General features: G+C 42.4%; 16 protein-coding genes. 5 read left to right on the top strand and 11 right to left on the bottom strand.

Annotation, left to right across the window (positions count from 1 at the left end; genetic code table 11):
• Positions 1 to 12: 12 nt before the first annotated feature.
• From ACTG7X_RS00990 to ACTG7X_RS01005, 4 genes are read right to left on the bottom strand one after another with little or no spacing between them, the layout of a single operon-like run.
• Positions 13 to 1,071, bottom strand: a complete 1,059-nt coding sequence (locus ACTG7X_RS00990; protein ID WP_439256693.1) for a peptide ABC transporter ATP-binding protein — start codon at positions 1,069 to 1,071, stop codon at positions 13 to 15.
• Positions 1,072 to 1,079: 8 nt separating this feature from the next.
• Complete coding sequence (locus ACTG7X_RS00995; protein ID WP_439256694.1) at positions 1,080 to 1,967, bottom strand: ABC transporter permease subunit; 888 nt, start codon at positions 1,965 to 1,967, stop codon at positions 1,080 to 1,082.
• Positions 1,957 to 2,928: an ABC transporter permease gene (locus ACTG7X_RS01000; protein WP_439256695.1), complete on the bottom strand. Its 972-nt coding sequence runs from the start codon at positions 2,926 to 2,928 to the stop codon at positions 1,957 to 1,959. Before ACTG7X_RS01000 ends, ACTG7X_RS00995 begins: the two co-directional genes overlap by 11 nt.
• Complete coding sequence (locus tag ACTG7X_RS01005; RefSeq protein ID WP_439256696.1) at positions 2,925 to 4,631, bottom strand: ABC transporter substrate-binding protein; 1,707 nt, start codon at positions 4,629 to 4,631, stop codon at positions 2,925 to 2,927. Before ACTG7X_RS01005 ends, ACTG7X_RS01000 begins: the two co-directional genes overlap by 4 nt.
• A gap of 64 nt (positions 4,632 to 4,695) precedes the next feature.
• Between ACTG7X_RS01005 and ACTG7X_RS01010 the strand changes: the two genes are divergently transcribed.
• The 3 genes from ACTG7X_RS01010 to ACTG7X_RS01020 all read left to right on the top strand — a co-directional run bounded on the left by ACTG7X_RS01010 (position 4,696) and on the right by ACTG7X_RS01020 (position 8,237).
• Entirely contained in the window at positions 4,696 to 6,105 is a 1,410-nt protein-coding gene (locus ACTG7X_RS01010; protein ID WP_439256697.1) for a YcjX family protein, read from the top strand.
• An 8-nt stretch (positions 6,106 to 6,113) separates the two neighbouring features.
• Positions 6,114 to 7,193: a YcjF family protein gene (locus tag ACTG7X_RS01015; RefSeq protein ID WP_439256698.1), complete on the top strand. Its 1,080-nt coding sequence runs from the start codon at positions 6,114 to 6,116 to the stop codon at positions 7,191 to 7,193.
• A 69-nt stretch (positions 7,194 to 7,262) separates the two neighbouring features.
• On the top strand, positions 7,263 to 8,237 hold the full coding sequence (locus tag ACTG7X_RS01020; protein WP_439256699.1) for a sigma 54-interacting transcriptional regulator: 975 nt from the start codon (positions 7,263 to 7,265) through the stop codon (positions 8,235 to 8,237).
• Between the two features lie 310 nt (positions 8,238 to 8,547).
• On the opposite strand, the gene hflX is transcribed toward ACTG7X_RS01020, so the two are convergent.
• The 7 genes from hflX to ACTG7X_RS01055 all read right to left on the bottom strand — a co-directional run bounded on the left by hflX (position 8,548) and on the right by ACTG7X_RS01055 (position 15,756).
• Positions 8,548 to 9,864, bottom strand: coding sequence for a ribosome rescue GTPase HflX (gene hflX, locus ACTG7X_RS01025; RefSeq protein ID WP_439256866.1), 1,317 nt, complete (start codon positions 9,862 to 9,864; stop codon positions 8,548 to 8,550).
• 47 nt (positions 9,865 to 9,911) lie between these two features.
• A complete protein-coding gene (gene hfq / locus ACTG7X_RS01030; protein ID WP_439256700.1) occupies positions 9,912 to 10,178 on the bottom strand; it encodes an RNA chaperone Hfq in 267 nt (88 codons plus the stop codon).
• Between the two features lie 59 nt (positions 10,179 to 10,237).
• A complete protein-coding gene (gene miaA, locus ACTG7X_RS01035) occupies positions 10,238 to 11,179 on the bottom strand; it encodes a tRNA (adenosine(37)-N6)-dimethylallyltransferase MiaA (protein WP_439256701.1) in 942 nt (313 codons plus the stop codon).
• Between the two features lie 15 nt (positions 11,180 to 11,194).
• Positions 11,195 to 13,015 carry a DNA mismatch repair endonuclease MutL gene (gene mutL / locus ACTG7X_RS01040; protein WP_439256702.1) on the bottom strand — a complete coding sequence of 607 codons (1,821 nt, stop codon included), beginning with the start codon at positions 13,013 to 13,015 and terminating at the stop codon, positions 11,195 to 11,197.
• A 17-nt stretch (positions 13,016 to 13,032) separates the two neighbouring features.
• Positions 13,033 to 14,646, bottom strand: coding sequence for an N-acetylmuramoyl-L-alanine amidase (locus ACTG7X_RS01045; RefSeq protein ID WP_439256703.1), 1,614 nt, complete (start codon positions 14,644 to 14,646; stop codon positions 13,033 to 13,035).
• A 4-nt stretch (positions 14,647 to 14,650) separates the two neighbouring features.
• Positions 14,651 to 15,136, bottom strand: coding sequence for a tRNA (adenosine(37)-N6)-threonylcarbamoyltransferase complex ATPase subunit type 1 TsaE (gene tsaE, locus ACTG7X_RS01050; protein WP_439256704.1), 486 nt, complete (start codon positions 15,134 to 15,136; stop codon positions 14,651 to 14,653).
• A gap of 149 nt (positions 15,137 to 15,285) precedes the next feature.
• Entirely contained in the window at positions 15,286 to 15,756 is a 471-nt protein-coding gene (locus ACTG7X_RS01055; RefSeq protein ID WP_439256705.1) for a LexA family protein, read from the bottom strand.
• Positions 15,757 to 16,007: 251 nt separating this feature from the next.
• Here ACTG7X_RS01055 and sstT point away from each other — a divergent pair, with 251 nt between their 5' ends.
• Both sstT and ACTG7X_RS01065 read left to right on the top strand, forming a co-directional pair.
• Entirely contained in the window at positions 16,008 to 17,234 is a 1,227-nt protein-coding gene (gene sstT / locus ACTG7X_RS01060; RefSeq protein ID WP_439256706.1) for a serine/threonine transporter SstT, read from the top strand.
• Positions 17,235 to 17,392: 158 nt separating this feature from the next.
• Complete coding sequence (locus ACTG7X_RS01065) at positions 17,393 to 17,881, top strand: ComEA family DNA-binding protein (protein ID WP_439256707.1); 489 nt, start codon at positions 17,393 to 17,395, stop codon at positions 17,879 to 17,881.
• Positions 17,882 to 17,895 lie beyond the last annotated feature (14 nt).

Below are 17,895 nucleotides of genomic sequence, written 5' to 3' on the forward strand. Positions count from 1 at the left end.
TTTTCTTCCATTTTATTCAGTCATCGGCGGCGTTGGCTCAACATTTAATAATAATGGGCTTGCGGTTTCTTTCATGCCGTTATTTTCACGTAAATTAAGGGGGTGATGGCAGGCAAATTCACGCTGTCTGATACGCCGTAATGGCGGTTTGTTGACACAATCTTTTTGGGCAAATGGACAACGAGGCCCCAAGCGACAGCCCATTGGCATGTGTTCTAATAATGGCACACTGCCACGTAAGGTGCTTAAGCGACTTTTGAGTGGCAAGGGTTGGCTAAAATCCGGTGTGGCATGGAGCAATGAGGCCGTATAGGGGTGGAGTGGGCTTTCTAGCACACTTTCTTTTGGCCCCATTTCGGTGTTTTGGCCACAATACAGTACGCTGAAACTGTCGCACCATTCGCTAATTTCGGCGATATCGTTACTGGCCAATAAAATGGTCATGCCGTTATTTTTGTTCATGCTAGATAACAGCCGAAAAATTTGTAATTGCGTGGTTGGTTCAAGGGAATTGGTCGGTTCGTCCGCAATTAATAAACGCGGCTGATTGGCGACGGCAATGGCAATCATCACTTTTTGCCCTTCTCCCTCGGTAATTTCTTTCGGATAGCTGTTCATGATATCTTGATGTTCTTTGATCCCGACACGATGTAACAATTCAATGGCACGGCGTTTTTTCCAGCCAAACCATTTCCACCAACGACCTTTAAAGGTCCATGAAGGAATGTTTTGAATAATTTGTTTGCCGATTTTTCGGCTTGGATCCAAATAAGTGAGCGGCTCTTGATAAATCATGGAAATGGCTTTCCCCACTAATTTACGGCGTTTATAAGGACTGAGTTTGAGCAATTCCACATCATCAAAGCGGAAACGATCCGCGGTAATAATCCAATTTTCTTTAAAGGCATTGCAAATGACTTTGGCAATTAAACTTTTTCCGGACCCCGTTTCTCCCACTAAACCGCAAATTTCGCCCTCATCAAGGGTTAAATTGACGTTGTCGACTAATCTAATTCGCCCTTGTGGGGTTTGGGTGTCGATACAAAGATTACGAATATCTAATAAAGCCATGTGTTCTCCTATTCATAATATTTGTCGATTGTTTTACATAAGCCATTGCCAAAGATGACCACCACAAGTAAGGAAAGAATAATGGCAATACCGGGTAAAATCACGGTCCATGGTGCCAGATAAAGTAGTTCCAGACTATCTCGAATCATGGCCCCCCATTCTGGCGTCGGGCGTTGCGCGCCTAATGAAATAAAACTTAAGGCACTGATTTCCATTAAGGTGACGGAAAAAGAACGAATAATTTCACGAATATAGCGAACACTGATATTGGGTAAAATGGTTTCTTTTAACAGCATACTATTGGAGACGCCCTCTAATTTTAGCACGAGGACATATTCTTTGCGTAGCTCTTGATGGACAGCTTGATAAATTTCGTGAATAAAGTGCGGTAATAAAGCGAGTAAAATGGCTAACATGGCATTGGGCAAGCTCGGTTCCATCAAGGTCGCAATCACAATACTGATTAACAAAATCGGAATGGATAAAAACGCGTCTAAAAAATGACCGAGCATACGAGATTTAAGGCCTTTTGACATGCCAGCCACAATGCCTAAAAAACCACCAATAATGGCAACGAGAATGACCACGATAACACTGCTACCAAAGGTGTAGGTGATTCCGTTGAGTAATCGGCTGAACATATCTCGTCCCAAATCATCCGTGCCGAAGAAATAAATGACCTTACCTGCACTGTTCCAAGAAGGCGGGGTCAATTCTTCGCCCACAAATTGCATATCGCTGCTGTAAGGTGCCAATACTGGCGCCAAAATGGCGATCAACAACAGGGCAAGGGTCGCATAAAAGCTAAATAAGGCGATACGATTTTTGCGGAATAATAACCAAATTTGGCTAAAGGTATCGCTTTCACGAAATTCGTTAGGTTCTTTATCTAGCATTATTTAACCATCCTTTTTTGCCAAATGGATCGAGTAAAAATAAACCGAATTCGGCCATAATATTGACCGTAATAATAAATAGACCAATGATAATCACGCCCACGGCAATGCTGTTATAGTCTTGTTGGGACATGGCTAAAATTAACCAACGGCCAATGCCCGGCCACGCGAATGTGGTTTCTATTAACATGGATAAGGCCAATGTGAAGGTGATCAATCTTGGTATTTCGGGAATTAACACGGGGAATGTATTGCGAAACACATAACGGCGTAAAATGGAGAAATTTGACCAGCCTCTGGTGATGGAAAATTTGACATAATTTTGCGCCAAAATCCATTCGGTACGTTGTTGCACTAATTTGGTAATTTCCATGGTGGGGGAAATGGCTAATACCAATGTGGGCAAGGCTAAATGTTGATAGACATTTTGAATGACTTTCAAGCGGTAGGGAACATCAATAAACCACACATCAATGGCCGCGAAACCGGTGATAGAGGGAATGTTATATAACACGTTGTATTGCCCCACCGAGGAAATTTCCCAATGATAGACCGCGGAAATATAAAGCAAAATCGGGGCGATCCAAAAGACCGGCACGGAGACGCCAAAAGAGGACAGGGCGCTGATGGTTTTGCCACATAATCGATTTTTATTCATGGCACCAAGAATGCCTAAGGGAACGCCAAACAGAAATGCCAGAAAAATGGCGAAAAAACACAGTTCTAAGGTGGCGGGGAAAACCGTGAAAATCACCGAATTAAGGGAATCTCCGCCATTGTAGGTAATGCCTAAATCGCCCTCCAGTAAACTGCTGACATAGCTAACATAGCCCGAAAAGAAATAGGGTTCAGAAAAAGAACGATTAGAGGGATCGCGCATAAAAATATTGTAGCAGACCACGGACAATAAAAATAAATTGATAAAGGTCAGAAAAATTCGGCGACAGAAAGCGTAAATCATTGTTTATTACCCTTAATAGATAATTTTTCAAAATGGATATTCCCAAAAGGCGTCACTTGAATGCCTTGTACTTTGGTATTGGAAATTAATAACCGTTTAATGTTGGCAATGGGAAATATCGGCAACTCCGCTAACACTTCTTGTTGCGCAGAATAATAATCGGCAGTGCGTAATGCAATGTCATTATTCATCAAGGCTAAATCCAATAAATTATCAAATTTTGGTGAACACCAGTTCGATAAATTGGTGATTTCATTGGTGGTATTACAGCTTAAAATCGGGCGTAAAAAACTATCGGGATCTAAACTGCTGGTGAGCCAACCGCTTAAAATTAAGTCATAGTCCTCGGTTTTATTATTCAGGTTGCGCATTAAAAAGTTACGCGAAACGGACCGCACTTTGACTTTCACGCCGACTTTGGCTAAATCTGATTTAATCATTTCCGCCATTTTTATCGGGGACGGATTATACACTTGCTCTTGATCCACCACCCACATCTCTAGCACCAGATTTTTATCTTGCAACACCGATTTGGCGAGCAGCGGTTTATAGCCGTCATCAAAACCACGTCGATTATCTCGCGACGCCCAAGACACCGGCGGGATAATCCGATTGGCAATGGTGGCCGTATCATAATAAATATGGTCAATGATACGTTGGCGATTAATGGCCTGTGCAATGGCGTGGCGAATCTGGCTGTTTTGCATGGCAGGACGCAGGAAATTAAAGGCCAGATAAGATAAATTCATACCCTCGGTCATGGTCATTTGAAAACGTTCCCCGTTGTTTTTGAGCAAGCCTAATTGGCTTGGTTCAGGGAAACTGGCGATTTGACATTCGTTATTGAAGAATTTTGCTAAACGCCCGATTCTGTCCGTGGACAGGTCGATCACAATATGCGGGATTGTTGGTTTTTTTCCCCAATAATGGGCGTTGCGTTGCAGACGGATATATTGACTACGGAAATAGTCTTGCACTTGATAAGGCCCTGTGCCAACGGGTAATTCATCCAGTTGGCTGAGATTGTCGTCAGCATTGAGTTGCAACGCATATTCTTGCGATAAAATCACCGCGTATTGACTGGCTAAATGGGATAAAATTGAGGCGTCAGGGGCAAATAATTCAATTTTCACCGTATAAGGATCGACGCTTTCCACTTGTTTAATTTTTTGGTTCAATTTCACACTTTCAAAATAAGGAAAGCGCGATTTTTTGGCTAATTCATGGAAAATTTGATATTGGCGATTGACCTTGTCTTTGTTATCGGTGGCAAATTCAGGTAATGAGGTATTATGCCCTAGCACGCGGTTGAGGGAAAAAACCACATCATCTGCATTCAAGGGGCGGGTTGGCGTGAACCACGCGGTATGCTGAAATTGTACACCTTTACGTAAGGTAATGGTGATGGTCTTGCCATCTGGCGAGATACGATAAGATTGCGCCAAGGAGGGCTCCACTTTTGCACTGTGATGATGGGGTTCGAATAATTTATTATAGATTTGCTCCGTCACCACGTTCATGCTGGTGCCGGCGTCGGCGGTTTGTGGATTAAAGGAAAATCCACTGGCATTGGTACAGTAAATTAAGCCATTATCTGATATAATTTGTGGCACTTTAGGAGCAGCCAATGCCCATTCTGCCGTGCTAAGAAGCAAGCACCAGAGTAGAAAATGGCATGGACGGAAAGCAAAAATATTAAGCATAATGTCAGTTATTCATGATAAATTAGCTTAATTTTATAGGATTTACGCCGAGATTAAAAATAAAATGTTCAATACCTTACAAAAAGAAATTAATCAGTTTATGGACCGCGGTTTAGATCGCAGCTTGCGGATTGCGGTGACAGGATTAAGCCGTAGCGGAAAAACCGCGTTTATTACCAGTTTAATCAATCAGTTATTACATATTAACCGTGTGGATAATAGCCATTTACCGCTGTTTAATGCAGCACGCAATCATGGTATTTTAGGCGTAAAACGTATTGCGCAACAGGATTTGAGCGTGCCACGTTTTGACTATGAGCGAAATTTGGCGGAACTCATGCAAAATCCACCGCACTTTCCGCAATCCACCCGTGGCGTGAGCGAAACTCGTTTGGCCATTCGTTATCAACGTCAGAGCGGGCTAATGCGTTATTTAAAAGAAACGGGTACGCTGTATCTGGATATTTTTGATTACCCCGGTGAATGGTTGCTCGATTTGCCGTTGTTAGAACGCAATTATCAACAATGGTCACAGGAATTATCCGGATTATTTCATGCGGGACGTCAGCAGTTAGCCGAAAACTGGTTAAAAAAAGTGGCGAAGTTAGAATTAACTGCGGTGGCAAATGAAGATGTTTTAGCGGATATTGCACAAGAGTACACCGCGTATTTACAGGCCTGCAAAGCACAGGGCTTGCAGTTTATTCAACCGGGGCGATTTGTGTTACCGGCGGAATTAGAAGGGGCGCCGGCGTTGCAGTTTTTCCCATTATTACAGCTCACAGAGGAACAATGGAAACAGTTAAAAAATACCGCCAGTTCAAACAGTTATTTTTCCGTGCTAGAAAAACGTTATGAATATTATCGTAATAAAATTGTGAAAAAGTTCTATCAGGATTATTTTGCGCATTTTGATCGCCAAGTGATTTTAGCCGATTGCTTGACACCGCTCAATCATAGCCGTCAAGCCTTTGAGGATATGCAAGAGGGCTTAACCCAACTGTTCAAAAATTTTCATTATGGTAAACGCCATTTGTTAAGCCGATTATTTTCCCCTCGCATTGATAAATTAATGTTTATTGCGACCAAAGCCGATCACATCACCACGGATCAGTTGCCAAATTTAATGAGTTTAATGCGTCACTTGGTGCAAAAAGGCGGGAGCTATGTGGAATTTGAGGGCATTGAAACGGAATACAGTGCGATTGCCGCCATTCGGGCCACCCAACAGGTGAACGTCACGCAAAATGGACAGAAATTCAAAGCCATTCAAGGCGTGCGTTCCAATGATTTACAACGGGTAACGCTGTTCCCCGGTTCAGTGCCAATGAATATTCCCAACGAGGCTTTTTGGCAACAGAATAAATTTGAGTTTGATCAGTTTGAGCCACAACGGCTAGAACAAGGCGAAATCATACCGCACTTGCGTATGGATACCGTATTACAATTTTTACTCGGTGATAAGTTAGATTAGGACAAGATATGAACGATAAAATGATTTTTGATGAAACCCAAGCAACGGAAAATGACAATGTTTTTCAATCGAAACAAGAGTTTAGCGAAACCGAGGCGGAGATTGAACTGGACAATTCACCTTTAGAGGGGGAATTATTAGAGGAACAATTTGAACAGGCCATTGGGGCAACATCCAACTGGTGGGTGAGAGGATTGATGATCGCCTTTGGATTATTGTTAGTGGCTACGGTGGCGCAATCTGTTCAATGGTTAGTGGATACGTGGCAGCAACATCAATGGATTTATTTTGTCTTTGCCTTGGTGAGTTTTTTTGTGGTGGTGTTGGGGATAAGCGCCGTCGGAAAAGAATTCTTACGTTTACGCCATTTACGTCAACATCTTCTCATGCAGCAACAAAGCACCCATTGGCAAACCAATGTGGCACAAACCGCGGTGCAATTTGAGGTAGATTTTTCCAATGAACAAGCTCAATCCTTTTGCTTAAAGGTGGCCGATGCAATGCAGATCGATCCACAACAACCGAGCATTGTGCAATGGCAAAAACAAATTTCCGAAAGTCATAACGCACAAGAAGTGGGCTTTTTATTTAGTCAAACCGTGATGCACCCCTTTGATAAAAAAGCCAAACAACTGATTACGAAAAACGCCTTAGAAAGCGCGGTAGTGATTGCTATTAGTCCCTTGGCCGTGGTGGATACCTTTTTTATGGCGTGGCGCAATATTCGCTTAATCAATCAAATTGCCCGCTTATATGGTATTGAACTGGGCTATTTCAGCCGTTTGCGTTTGATGAAATTAGTGTTGATGAACATGGCGTTAACCGGTGCTTCGGAGTTAATTCAAGAGGTGGGGATGGATTGGCTGTCGCAAGATATGCTGGCCAAATTATCCGCGCGTGTCGGGCAAGGTATTGGGGCGGGCTTATTGACGGCACGTTTAGGCATTAAAACCATGGAATTTTGTCGTCCATTAGCCTTCCAAAAAGGGGAAAAACCGCGTTTGAGCCAGATTCATCAGGAAGTGTTAAGCCATTTAAAAGCCACGGTGTTGAATGCCAGTAAATTGAAACAATCAGAAAAATTGTAAAGATTAATTGACGGATTTGTTATTTTGGTTTACATTTTAGTCATCTGACGTGGTAAAGAGAACCCAAAAATGACAGAAAATGCACCGCACTTTATGCCAACCTTTGCGGATATTGTGGCTTATAGCGATAAAATGCACGCGTTGTTAGACACCGCACAAAAATTTGCGTTGTTGAATGCGCCGTTGTTAATTCAAGGAGAAACGGGGACGGGCAAAGATTTATTAGCCAAAGCCTGTCATCAACACAGCGAACGTCGCGCTCATAAATTTATTGCGGTGAATTGTGCCGGCTTGCCAAGCGAAGATGCGGAAAGTGAGATGTTCGGTCAAGCCAAAGGGGATAAAACCAGTATTGGCTTTTTTGAATATGCCGAGGGTGGCACCGTGTTATTAGACGGTGTGGCGGAGTTATCTTTGCCACTACAAGCCAAATTATTACGCTTTTTAACCGATGGCACCTTTCGACGCGTGGGTGAAGAACAGGAACATTACGCAGATGTGCGCGTGATTTGTACGACGCAGCAATCTTTGCAATACGCGGTGCAACAAGGCAAATTCCGTGATGACTTATTTCATCGTTTGAATGTGTTAACCTTGGATATGCCCCCTTTACGAGAACGTCAACCAGACATTCAGCCGTTAACCGAACTTTTTATTCGACAAATTAGCCAAAAACTGGCGATTTTGCCACCGCAGTTTACCCCAGAATTGATGGCTTATTTGCAGCATTACCCTTGGCCGGGCAATGTGCGAGAATTATATAATGCCCTGTATCGGGCTTGCTCATTGGCAGAACATCAGCAATTGACTATTCAAGGTTTAAACCTTGTGGAAAATAGCGCACCGCTTTCTATGGAACGCCAGTCTTTTTCTCTTGATCTCTTTGCTCAGAAAACCCTTGAGCAAATTATGGCAGATTACGAACAGCAAGTCTTAAGTGCATTTTATAAAAAATACCCAAGTACGCGAAAACTCGCACAGCGTTTAGGTGTGTCGCACACGGCCATTGCGAATAAGTTGAAAGCCTATGGGATAGGGAAGTAATTAATACTTGATAATTTTGTTTGAGCTTTTATAATATAAGAAAGCGGTAAGGAGATCCCTACCGCCTTTGGCTAGTTACAAGTGTTACCAAGCTGGGGAGCTAAATAGTAACACGAGTAACGCAATAATAATCAAAAGTATGATTTTCATCGGTCTGATCTCCTATCAGTTAATGTGAAAACAAACTGATCGAGATGTGCCACTACCTGACCCGCCAGTCAGGTAATGATAACACCTGACCAGCCGACAAAGATTATAACATAGGCCGCTCAATATTGAGCGGCTTTTTTTGTATATTAATACAGTTTTATTACGGATGAAACACCGCTAATTCTTCAAACCTTTTCACTAGTTTTAACCATGCTATTTGATCGATTTCCAATTGTAATTGATATTCGCCGAGGTCGCTGATGTGTTCTTGACGTACGCAATCGAGCTGATAAAAAGCATGGCGAATGTTGCCCTGTTGTGGCTTTAACTGGATAGTGAGGGAGAGAATGGTCTTGCTTAGACGTTGACGAATGGCCTCAAGCAGCAATTCCATGCCAAGGCCAGATTGTGCGCAGAGATAGACCGCAACAGGTTGATTTTCATCATTATATTCAATATGTGGCGGTATATTCTCGAGTTGATCGATTTTGTTATACACCAATAATGTGGGGACTTGATCGGCTTTAATTTCTTGTAACACCGTATTGACCGCCGCAATATTTTCCGCTTGACGGGGATCGGCGACATCTACCACGTGCAATAATAAACTGGCCTCGGTGGTTTCTTGCAAGGTGGATTTAAAGGCAGACACTAAATCATGAGGCAGTTCACGAATAAAGCCCACGGTATCCGCCACAATGGTGGTGCCGACATCTTGAATGGCTAAACGGCGTAGCGTGGGATCTAAGGTAGCAAACAGCTGATCCGCTGCATACACATTGGCTTGGGTGAGCTGGTTAAATAAAGTGGATTTTCCCGCATTGGTATAACCCACTAAGGAGAGAGTGGGAATATCGGCCTTTTGTCGCGTTTGGCGATTTTGTTGGCGTTGTTTCGCCACTTTTTCGAGGCGATGTTGTAATTGGGTAATGCGAACTTTAATTAAACGGCGATCGGTTTCCAGTTGGGTTTCACCTGGACCGCGCAAACCCACGGCGCCTTTTTGTTGATCTAAGCCTGTTTTTCTGCGTACTAATCGGGTAGCCAGATGTTTCAGTTGGGCCAGTTCAACTTGCAATTTCCCCTCATGGGAGCGAGCGCGTTGCGCAAAAATATCTAAAATTAATCCGGTGCGATCCACTACGCGACATTGGCACAAACTTTCTAAATTACGTGCTTGGGCGGGTGTGAGCGAGTGGTTAACTAAAATCACGTCCGCTTGATGCTTTTCCACGGCTTGTGCAATTTCTTCCGCTTTGCCTTGACCAACAAAATATTTGGCTTGTGGTGTTGAGCGAGTGGTGGTGAGTACTTGGGCAATGTCCACTTGGGCAGATTTGGCTAATAATTGAAATTCATTCAAATCGTCCACATTTTTATCTTGTGAGAAAAAAACGTGAACAACAATAGCACGGTCTAATTGGCGCAAGTCAGAGACTGCGGTAGAAATTGATGAATTTTCTACCGCACTTTTCAGGTTATCAGTACAACATTGTGTCTGAACGGGATCGAAATCAGTCAATCTTATTCTGTGGCAGTTTCGATTTCAGCGGGTGCGTGTTGCTGTCCGTTATTATTATGATGTGATACCGAACGAGCAGGGACAACCGTTGAAATTGCGTGTTTGTACACCATTTGATTGACGGTATTTTTCAATAAAATTACAAATTGATCGAAAGATTCGATTTGACCTTGTAATTTGATACCATTGACTAAATAAATGGATACTGGAATACGCTCACGACGGAGTGCATTTAAGTAAGGATCTTGTAATGATTGTCCTTTTGCCATATTGTTTTCCTTCTTATTGTTATTATGCGTTAGTCGTTTTAACTAACTGTTTCACTATATCAATTTTGCATAGCAAGATCAAAGGCTTGTTGAACCTTTTTGAGATTTTTTTCATTTTGTAAGCTATCTAGCCACTGAATTGGCGTTTTCCAGCCTCGTAACCAAGTAATTTGTCGCTTGGCGAGCTGTCGGGTGGCGCAAATGCCACGATAAATGGCTTCATCCAGATCGTAATCGCCGCGTAAATGTTCCCACATTTGGCGATAGCCGACACAACGCATGGCGGGCAAATTAATATGTAAATCAGGGCGTGCGTAAAGTTTTTCCACTTCCGCTTGAAAGCCTTGTGCGATCATTTTCTCAAAACGCAATGCAATGCGTTGGTGTAATACCGCACGATCTTCTGGCGCAATGGCAAATTGCAGGAGATTATAGGGCAGCGTTTCGCCTTTTTGCGCGGTTAATTCTGTCAGGGATTTTCCGGTTAAATAAAATACTTCTAATGCCCGATTAATGCGTTGGCTGTCGTTGGGATTAATTCGTTGTGCGGAAATCGGATCGACTTGCGCTAATTCTTGGTGCAAGGCCGCCCAACCCAGTTTTTCCGCCTTATTTTCAATCTCTGAACGTACACCTTCATCTGCATTGGGGAGCGGGGAAAGTCCTTCTAATAAGGCTTTGTAGTACAGCATTGTGCCACCCACCAATAAGGGAATTTTGCCCTTGGCGGTAATGTCTGCCATTTCTCGCAAGGCATCTGCCCGAAAATTCATAGCAGAGTAGCTTTCCGCCGGATCCAAAATATCAATTAGACGGTGTGGGGCTTGTGCTAATTCTTCGGCGCTAGGTTTGGCGGTGCCAATATCCATCCCTCGGTAAATCAAGGCACTGTCAACGCTAATAATTTCCACCGGTAAAGATTGATATAAACGGATGGCTAAATCCGTTTTACCCGAGGCGGTGGGGCCCATGAGAAAAATAGCAAGGGGTTTGTTTGGCATGGTGGTGATTTTCCCTTAATTAAGATAATTGGAGAAATCGACCTGAATCAATAACGACGTTAATAAGCTCGTATTCGGGGTCAATTGCTCCACTTCTTGTAATAAATTCACGGCACTGGCGAAGGTGTGGGTGTCTTGATACTCCACCATGGCGAAAAGTGCGGTGCGAAAATCGTCGATTTTTTCATTGGTGGTGTGGAGTAATGACAGCACGATTTTTTGCAAATTTTGCTGACGTAAGCAGGTTGGCACGCTGTTTAAGGTGATTCGTTGTTGCGCCAAATTCTCAATAAATTCAAAACCACAGTCTGCAAAATAGCCTTTTTGCTGTTGCCAGCAGGTCAATTGTTCTGGAGTTAAACGAAATACCACAGGGATTAATAAAGGTTGCTTGTTTCCTTGTGGGCTGAGCGCTAAAACCATGCGTTGCTTTTGCAAGCGTGCCAGCGGTAATAAATAAAAATGTTGCTGTTGTTGTAATAACAGCGCTTTGTTTTCCACTAAGGCTAACGCACGTAACACCGACGTGGCTACGGGGTTATCCAGTGCCATAATCGGTGTGCTAGGGGGATTTTCCGGCGTTTGCAGTAAATCCGTATATACCCGTTGTTCCGTTTTCGTTGGGGTTTGATGTTCAACTCGTGGCGAAAATACCGGTGTTACGCCCTGAGATTTTGTTTGGGTTGTCGTTTCTGAACTGACCGTAGCATGGAATATATTGGTCCCCGCCGCTTGGCGGTTTGGTTTAATACTTGGGCGATATTCTGCACTCGGTTCTCGCACCTGATGGGTAGGGAATGTGTTGTGTTCAGCGGGTTCTGCTTGGAAATCTAACGGGTTTTCAGCCAACAGCGCATGGCTGACGCCTTGATAAATAAAATCATGAATTAAGCGAGCTTGTTGAAAACGGACTTCGTGTTTAGTCGGGTGGACGTTGACATCCACGTCATTGGGGTTGAGATCCAAAAATAGAACAAAAGCAGGATATTGATCGGCGCCTAAATATTCCGCATAGGCTTGACGAATCGCGTGTGTCACCACCTTATCTTTTACCATGCGACCATTGATATAACAATAACTCAGGTCATTTTGCGTGCGTGTAAATTGAGGTGTCGCGACCCAACCGGATAAATGCAAATCCTCGTGTTTCCAGTCAATATGGAGAGCTTGTTTGACAAAATCCTCACCACAAATGGCGGCCACACGTTTCAAAATTTGTGTTTTTTCCACCGCACTTTTATATTGACGCACGATTTTGCCATTGTGCGTGAGCGTAAAGGCGATCTGTGATTTGGCTAGGGCAATACGCCGAATTACCTCATCAATATGGGCAAATTCGGTTTTATCTGTGCGTAAAAATTTGCGTCTGGCCGGTGTGTTAAAAAATAAATTGGCCACTTCAACGGTGGTTCCCACAGGGTGAGAGGCGGGGGTAATCGTACTTTGTTGATCTCGGCCTTGCACATACACTTGCCATGCCTCATTTTGTTCGGCGGTGCGAGAAGTGAGGGTCAAACGTGAAACCGAGCTAATACTCGCCAACGCCTCGCCGCGAAAGCCAAGACTTAAAATAGCTTCTAAATCTTCTAAGCAGGTGATTTTACTGGTGGCATGACGAGCCAATGCTAACGCCAGTTCATCTTTGGCAATGCCAATACCATTATCTCGGATACGAATCAGGCTCGCGCCACCGTTTTCAATATCAATTTGAATTTGACTGGCGCCGGCATCTAAGCTGTTTTCGACTAATTCTTTCACCACCGAGGCAGGGCGCTCCACCACCTCGCCGGCAGCGATTTGGTTAGCCAATTGGGGAGGAAGAATATGAATTGCCATGGTGTTTATGTTTTCCTTTATTCTCGAATTTGGATTTTTTGTCCAACAGTGACTTTCCCGTTTTTAAGTTTCGGGTTTAATTTTAAAATTTTATCCGGTGAAATACCATACAAACGTCCCACCGCATAGATCGTTTGATCTTTCTCAATGGTATGATATTTAGGTATTTCCTGACTTTTTTCTTTTTTATCCGATTTATCCGATTTCTCTTGTGTTGTTTTTGGTTCGACTTTTTTAGTCGTTTCTTTGCTGTTGATGGTATTTTTTTCGCTATTCTTTTGTGTGCTCGCAGGGATTTTTAATTTGTCACCGATACGCAATGTTTGGCTTTTGAGTGAATTTAAAGCCACGATATCTTCTATGCTCACTGCATATTGTTTGGCAATTTTGTCTAAACGTTCACCAGATTTTACCTGATGTACGACACCACTGTCTTTTATTTTATGCGGTGGGCTATCGGCTTTGTTTTTTTCGCTCGCATGCTCTGTTTTTTTCGTGTCAGTTTTGTCAGTCGATGGCGCGCCTTTTTTATTATTATCGGGAATTTTGATGGTTTCGCCGATCCATAATTCTTGACGTTTGAGGTGATTTAACGCCAAAATATCTGCGGATTTCACCGCATATTTTTGCGCTAATCCACTGAGGGTTTCGCCCGATTTGACTTTATGTCGAACACCACTGTCCGTCACTTGATTGGTGGCCGCTTTATTGTCAGTCACTTGGTTTGTATTGACTTCATTGGCTGTGTTTTTCTTGTTGTCTTTTTCTGCGGATTTGCTGTCTTGTTTCGCACTGTCTTGTTTTGCGCTTTCTTTACTCTTTTCTTTCACGCTATCTTTCGTGGTATCTTTGTAAGCCACCGTTGTATTCACATCCAATCCACCATTTTTCCGGCGATAATCGACCAAACCTTGATAAATAATATAGGCAATGCGACGACGATAAAAGAGTGTACTGAGTTTAGCTTCTTCTTCTCTATTGGAGAGAAAACCGGTTTCCACTAATACGGAAGGAATATCCGGTGAACGTAATACGCCTAAACTGGCGTGTTGTGGTCGGCTACGGCTAAGTTGGGTAATGCGAGAAAAATTTTGTAAAATCGTGTTGCCTAACTCATAACCCACCCGTTGACTATGCCCAAATTGTAAGTCAAGCACTGTTTGATTCAAATAGACTTCATTGCTGTGGGATAAGACTTTTCCGGCACCACCGAGTAATTCGGATTGCTTTTCGTGATCTTCTAACCATTGCCCCATTTCATCATTGGCACGACGATTGGATAACACCCAGACGGAAGCCCCGCGCATGGTGGGTTTTTGTGAAGAATCGGCATGAATGGAAATCAAGTAATTGGCTTTATTACGGCGTGCGATTTCAGAACGTGATGGCACGGTAATATAATAATCACCATTGCGGGTCAGCACACCGCGAAAATTAGGATCTTTGTCAAGCAAGGCCTTGAGTTCACGTGCAATAGAAAGGGTTACGTTTTTCTCATAAATATGTAAGTTACGGCCAATGGCACCGGGATCTTTCCCGCCATGACCGGGGTCAATAGCAATCGTCCAAACTTCTGCCAAACTCGCAGAAGAAAAAAGCGCGGTCAAAATGAACAATAAAATACGTTTCATAAAGTTATTCGGTTATGTGTTGTAATTGGGCAATAATGTCTGCACCACGTGAGCTGTTTGCGATTAATTCAATCCGGCGTGCATTTTCATCATAGGCAAGATTAATCAATAAATCCGCTGAATGTAATGTTCCATTGCCTTTTTCTGCCCATTCAATGAGGCAAATCGTGTTGGCGGTGAAATAGTCACGAATGCCCATAAATTCTAATTCTTCAGGATCGTTTAAACGGTATAAATCAAAATGATAAATATGTCGATCCGCTAAATGATATTCTTCCACTAAGGTATAGGTTGGACTTTTAACATTGCCTGAATGCCCTAGACCTTGGATCATGCCACGACTTAAGGTAGTTTTGCCAGCGCCTAACTCACCATTCAAATAAATAATAAAGCCGTTGTCACCGGTGATATTGTAAATTAATTTCACTAATGTTGCACCGAATTGGCAAGTGGCTTGTTCATCAGCAAGGTGTTGGTAGTAAGTTATCATGAATATGGTTTGATTATTTGTTACAAAATTACCAAAATTATACCGCACTTTCCGTATTTTAACAGTAAAAAAACCTTGCTACTGCGTTAAAATAGTCAAGGTTTTTCAAAATCAGGTAAATGACTTTATTAGATTTCTATTATGTTTCACTAAGCCGCGAATTTCATTGTGTTTTTGCGCGGTTTAATTTGATGTATGGTATTGGTGACCGTTCCCACAATGGGTAATTCGCCCCAGTTCTGGGTTTTTATATGCTGTGCTTTTGAACTCAATGGGAAGAAAATAAACTCACCGTTATTGTGGCTGACAAATTCATAGATTTCCATTTGTTGATCCTTGTCGATCACAATAAGATCACCTAAGGATAAGCTATCACTTTTTTCCACCACTAACATATCATCTTGCTCAATTCCCCAAGCTAACATATCAGGATTGGTGACCCGAATAATACAAGTTTGTTGCGGGCGTTTAATACAATATAAATTGAGATCCAGTTTACGCGTATAATTTTTCGTCATAAATTGGCGATCCTCAAAATAAGGAATAGGGTGGTAAGAAAAATCATTGGCGATCATCGCATTGGTATCAGCATAGTGAGCGTGGTTGATTGCATTATTCATAATAATTACCCTGTAAAAAATTTAACTTGTTTGTTTGAACAGTTGTATCTTACTGTATCTTGGAACAGTTGGTCAAGTAAAATTTAGATTTTTTTTAATTCTTTTTATAAATTTTTGCAAAAAAACAGAAAATTATAGGTTGGGTATTTCTTTTGTTTTAAATTTCCGCTATCTTTGATTTCGCTTATTGGATCATAAGATCTGTGTGATTAACCGCAGGCAAACGCTTGCATTATTGAGTGGATTGACTTATGAATAGTTCACGTTTATTTTCATTTTTATTCCAAGGAAGTTTGGTAAAACGCATTTCCATTGGCTTAGTTCTCGGTATTTTGCTTGCTATTATTTCACCAGAGTTAGCGGCTAAATTCGAGGTGTTGGGTAGCATTTTCGTTAAAGCATTACGTGCGGTTGCCCCTATTCTTGTGTTTGTATTAGTGGTTTCCGCCATTGCAACACGTGAAGTGGGTGCCAAAAGCAATATGAAATCAATCGTATGGCTTTATATTTGTGGTACTTTCTTAGCGGCGTTAACCTCGGTAATTGCGAGTTTTATGTTTCCTGTCACGATTCCGTTACAAGCAGCAGAAAATTCATTAACACCGCCAGGATCGATTAGCGAAGTGTTAACCACAGTTGTCTTTAATATTTTTGATAACCCAATCAAAGCCATTGCAGAGGCGAATTTTATTGGTATTCTTGCGTGGGCGATTGCTTTAGGGTTAGTCTTGCGTCATGCTGCTGATAGCACGAAAAATGTGTTTAACGACATTTCTGAAGCCGTGTCTAAAATTGTGCATTTAGTAATTAGTTTGGCACCATTCGGGGTGTTTGGCTTGGTTTCCGCCACTTTAGCCGATAAAGGGCTAGGTGCATTGGTCGATTATGCTTATTTATTGAGCGTATTACTTGGCTCCATGTTCTTCGTGGCCTTTGTGATGAACCCTGCCATTGTGTATTGGAAAATCCGTCGTAATCCGTACCCATTAGTTTGGGAATGTATTCGTGTGAGTGGCTTAACCGCATTCTTTACACGCAGTTCCGCGGCGAATATTCCAGTGAATATGGAATTAGCGAAACGCTTGAATTTAAGTGAAGAAACTTATTCCGTTTCGATTCCGTTGGGTGCCACCATCAATATGGCCGGCGCAGCGATTACCATTACCGTATTAACTTTAGCCGCCGTCAATACCTTAGGCATTGAAGTTTCATTTCCTACGGCGATTTTATTAAGTGTCGTGGCCAGTGTTTGTGCTTGCGGTGCTTCTGGCGTGGCAGGTGGCTCCTTGTTGTTAATTCCATTAGCTTGTAGCTTATTTGGTATTTCAGCGGATGTGGCCGTGCAAGTGATTGCCGTCGGTTTTGTGATCGGTGTATTGCAAGATTCCACCGAAACCGCGTTAAATTCCTCCACAGACGTTCTGTTTACTGCGGCCGTGTGCTTAGCAGAGGAGAAAACAGCGGAGAAAAATGCTTAATTGCATTTGATTTATGTGATAAAAGAGCGACCTGCGTGGTCGCTTTTTTGTTTTTTTCAAACAGAATAAAATAAATTCGACATGATAATGAACTTATTGTCTCTTTTGCACTCTTATAAGGCGAGTATAATCACTCGGTTATTTATTAAGGAATTTAAATGAAAGCATTAACATCTATTTTAGCATTAGGTCTCGGTTTAGCGATTTCTTCCACATCATTTGCCAGTAGCGTGACGGATACGGTGGTATCGGCAGCAAAAGACAAGGCAAAATCTGCGTTGACTGAGAAAGTCACCTCAACCGCCAGTTCGTCCAGTAATACCGTTAGCTCGGCAAAAAGTGCGGTGAGTGATAAAGTCACTTCAGTCAAAAGCGCGGTCACTGATAAAGCAACATCCGCCAAAACTTCTGTTACAGACAAAGTCACATCAGCGAAAAACGCGGTGTCATCTAGCACAAAAGTGAATATTAATACGGCAGATGCCACTACCTTACAATCTTTAAGTGGTATCGGTGAAACCAAAGCGAAAGCCATTATTGAATATCGTAATAAAGTGGGTAAATTTACTTCCGCCTCTGATTTATCTAATGTATCGGGTTTAGGTAGCACCACTATTGAGAAAATCACCCCGTATTTGAGTTTTTAATTTGAAATAGGTTT

Source organism: Lonepinella sp. BR2271, from assembly GCF_051851515.1.
Classification (GTDB): Bacteria; Pseudomonadota; Gammaproteobacteria; order Enterobacterales; family Pasteurellaceae; genus Lonepinella.

Bases quoted from the DNA above. Each gene is read 5' to 3' on its own strand.
- ACTG7X_RS00990 (WP_439256693.1), bottom strand. From the start codon at position 1,071: ATGGCTTTATTAGATATTCGTAATCTTTGTATCGACACCCAAACCCCA.
- ACTG7X_RS00995 (WP_439256694.1), bottom strand. From the start codon at position 1,967: ATGCTAGATAAAGAACCTAACGAATTTCGTGAAAGCGATACCTTTAGC.
- ACTG7X_RS01000 (WP_439256695.1), bottom strand. From the start codon at position 2,928: ATGATTTACGCTTTCTGTCGCCGAATTTTTCTGACCTTTATCAATTTA.
- ACTG7X_RS01005 (WP_439256696.1), bottom strand. From the start codon at position 4,631: ATGCTTAATATTTTTGCTTTCCGTCCATGCCATTTTCTACTCTGGTGC.
- ACTG7X_RS01010 (WP_439256697.1), top strand. From the start codon at position 4,696: ATGTTCAATACCTTACAAAAAGAAATTAATCAGTTTATGGACCGCGGT.
- ACTG7X_RS01015 (WP_439256698.1), top strand. From the start codon at position 6,114: ATGAACGATAAAATGATTTTTGATGAAACCCAAGCAACGGAAAATGAC.
- ACTG7X_RS01020 (WP_439256699.1), top strand. From the start codon at position 7,263: ATGACAGAAAATGCACCGCACTTTATGCCAACCTTTGCGGATATTGTG.
- hfq (WP_439256700.1), bottom strand. From the start codon at position 10,178: ATGGCAAAAGGACAATCATTACAAGATCCTTACTTAAATGCACTCCGT.
- miaA (WP_439256701.1), bottom strand. From the start codon at position 11,179: ATGCCAAACAAACCCCTTGCTATTTTTCTCATGGGCCCCACCGCCTCG.
- mutL (WP_439256702.1), bottom strand. From the start codon at position 13,015: ATGGCAATTCATATTCTTCCTCCCCAATTGGCTAACCAAATCGCTGCC.
- ACTG7X_RS01045 (WP_439256703.1), bottom strand. From the start codon at position 14,646: ATGAAACGTATTTTATTGTTCATTTTGACCGCGCTTTTTTCTTCTGCG.
- tsaE (WP_439256704.1), bottom strand. From the start codon at position 15,136: ATGATAACTTACTACCAACACCTTGCTGATGAACAAGCCACTTGCCAA.
- ACTG7X_RS01055 (WP_439256705.1), bottom strand. From the start codon at position 15,756: ATGAATAATGCAATCAACCACGCTCACTATGCTGATACCAATGCGATG.
- sstT (WP_439256706.1), top strand. From the start codon at position 16,008: ATGAATAGTTCACGTTTATTTTCATTTTTATTCCAAGGAAGTTTGGTA.
- ACTG7X_RS01065 (WP_439256707.1), top strand. From the start codon at position 17,393: ATGAAAGCATTAACATCTATTTTAGCATTAGGTCTCGGTTTAGCGATT.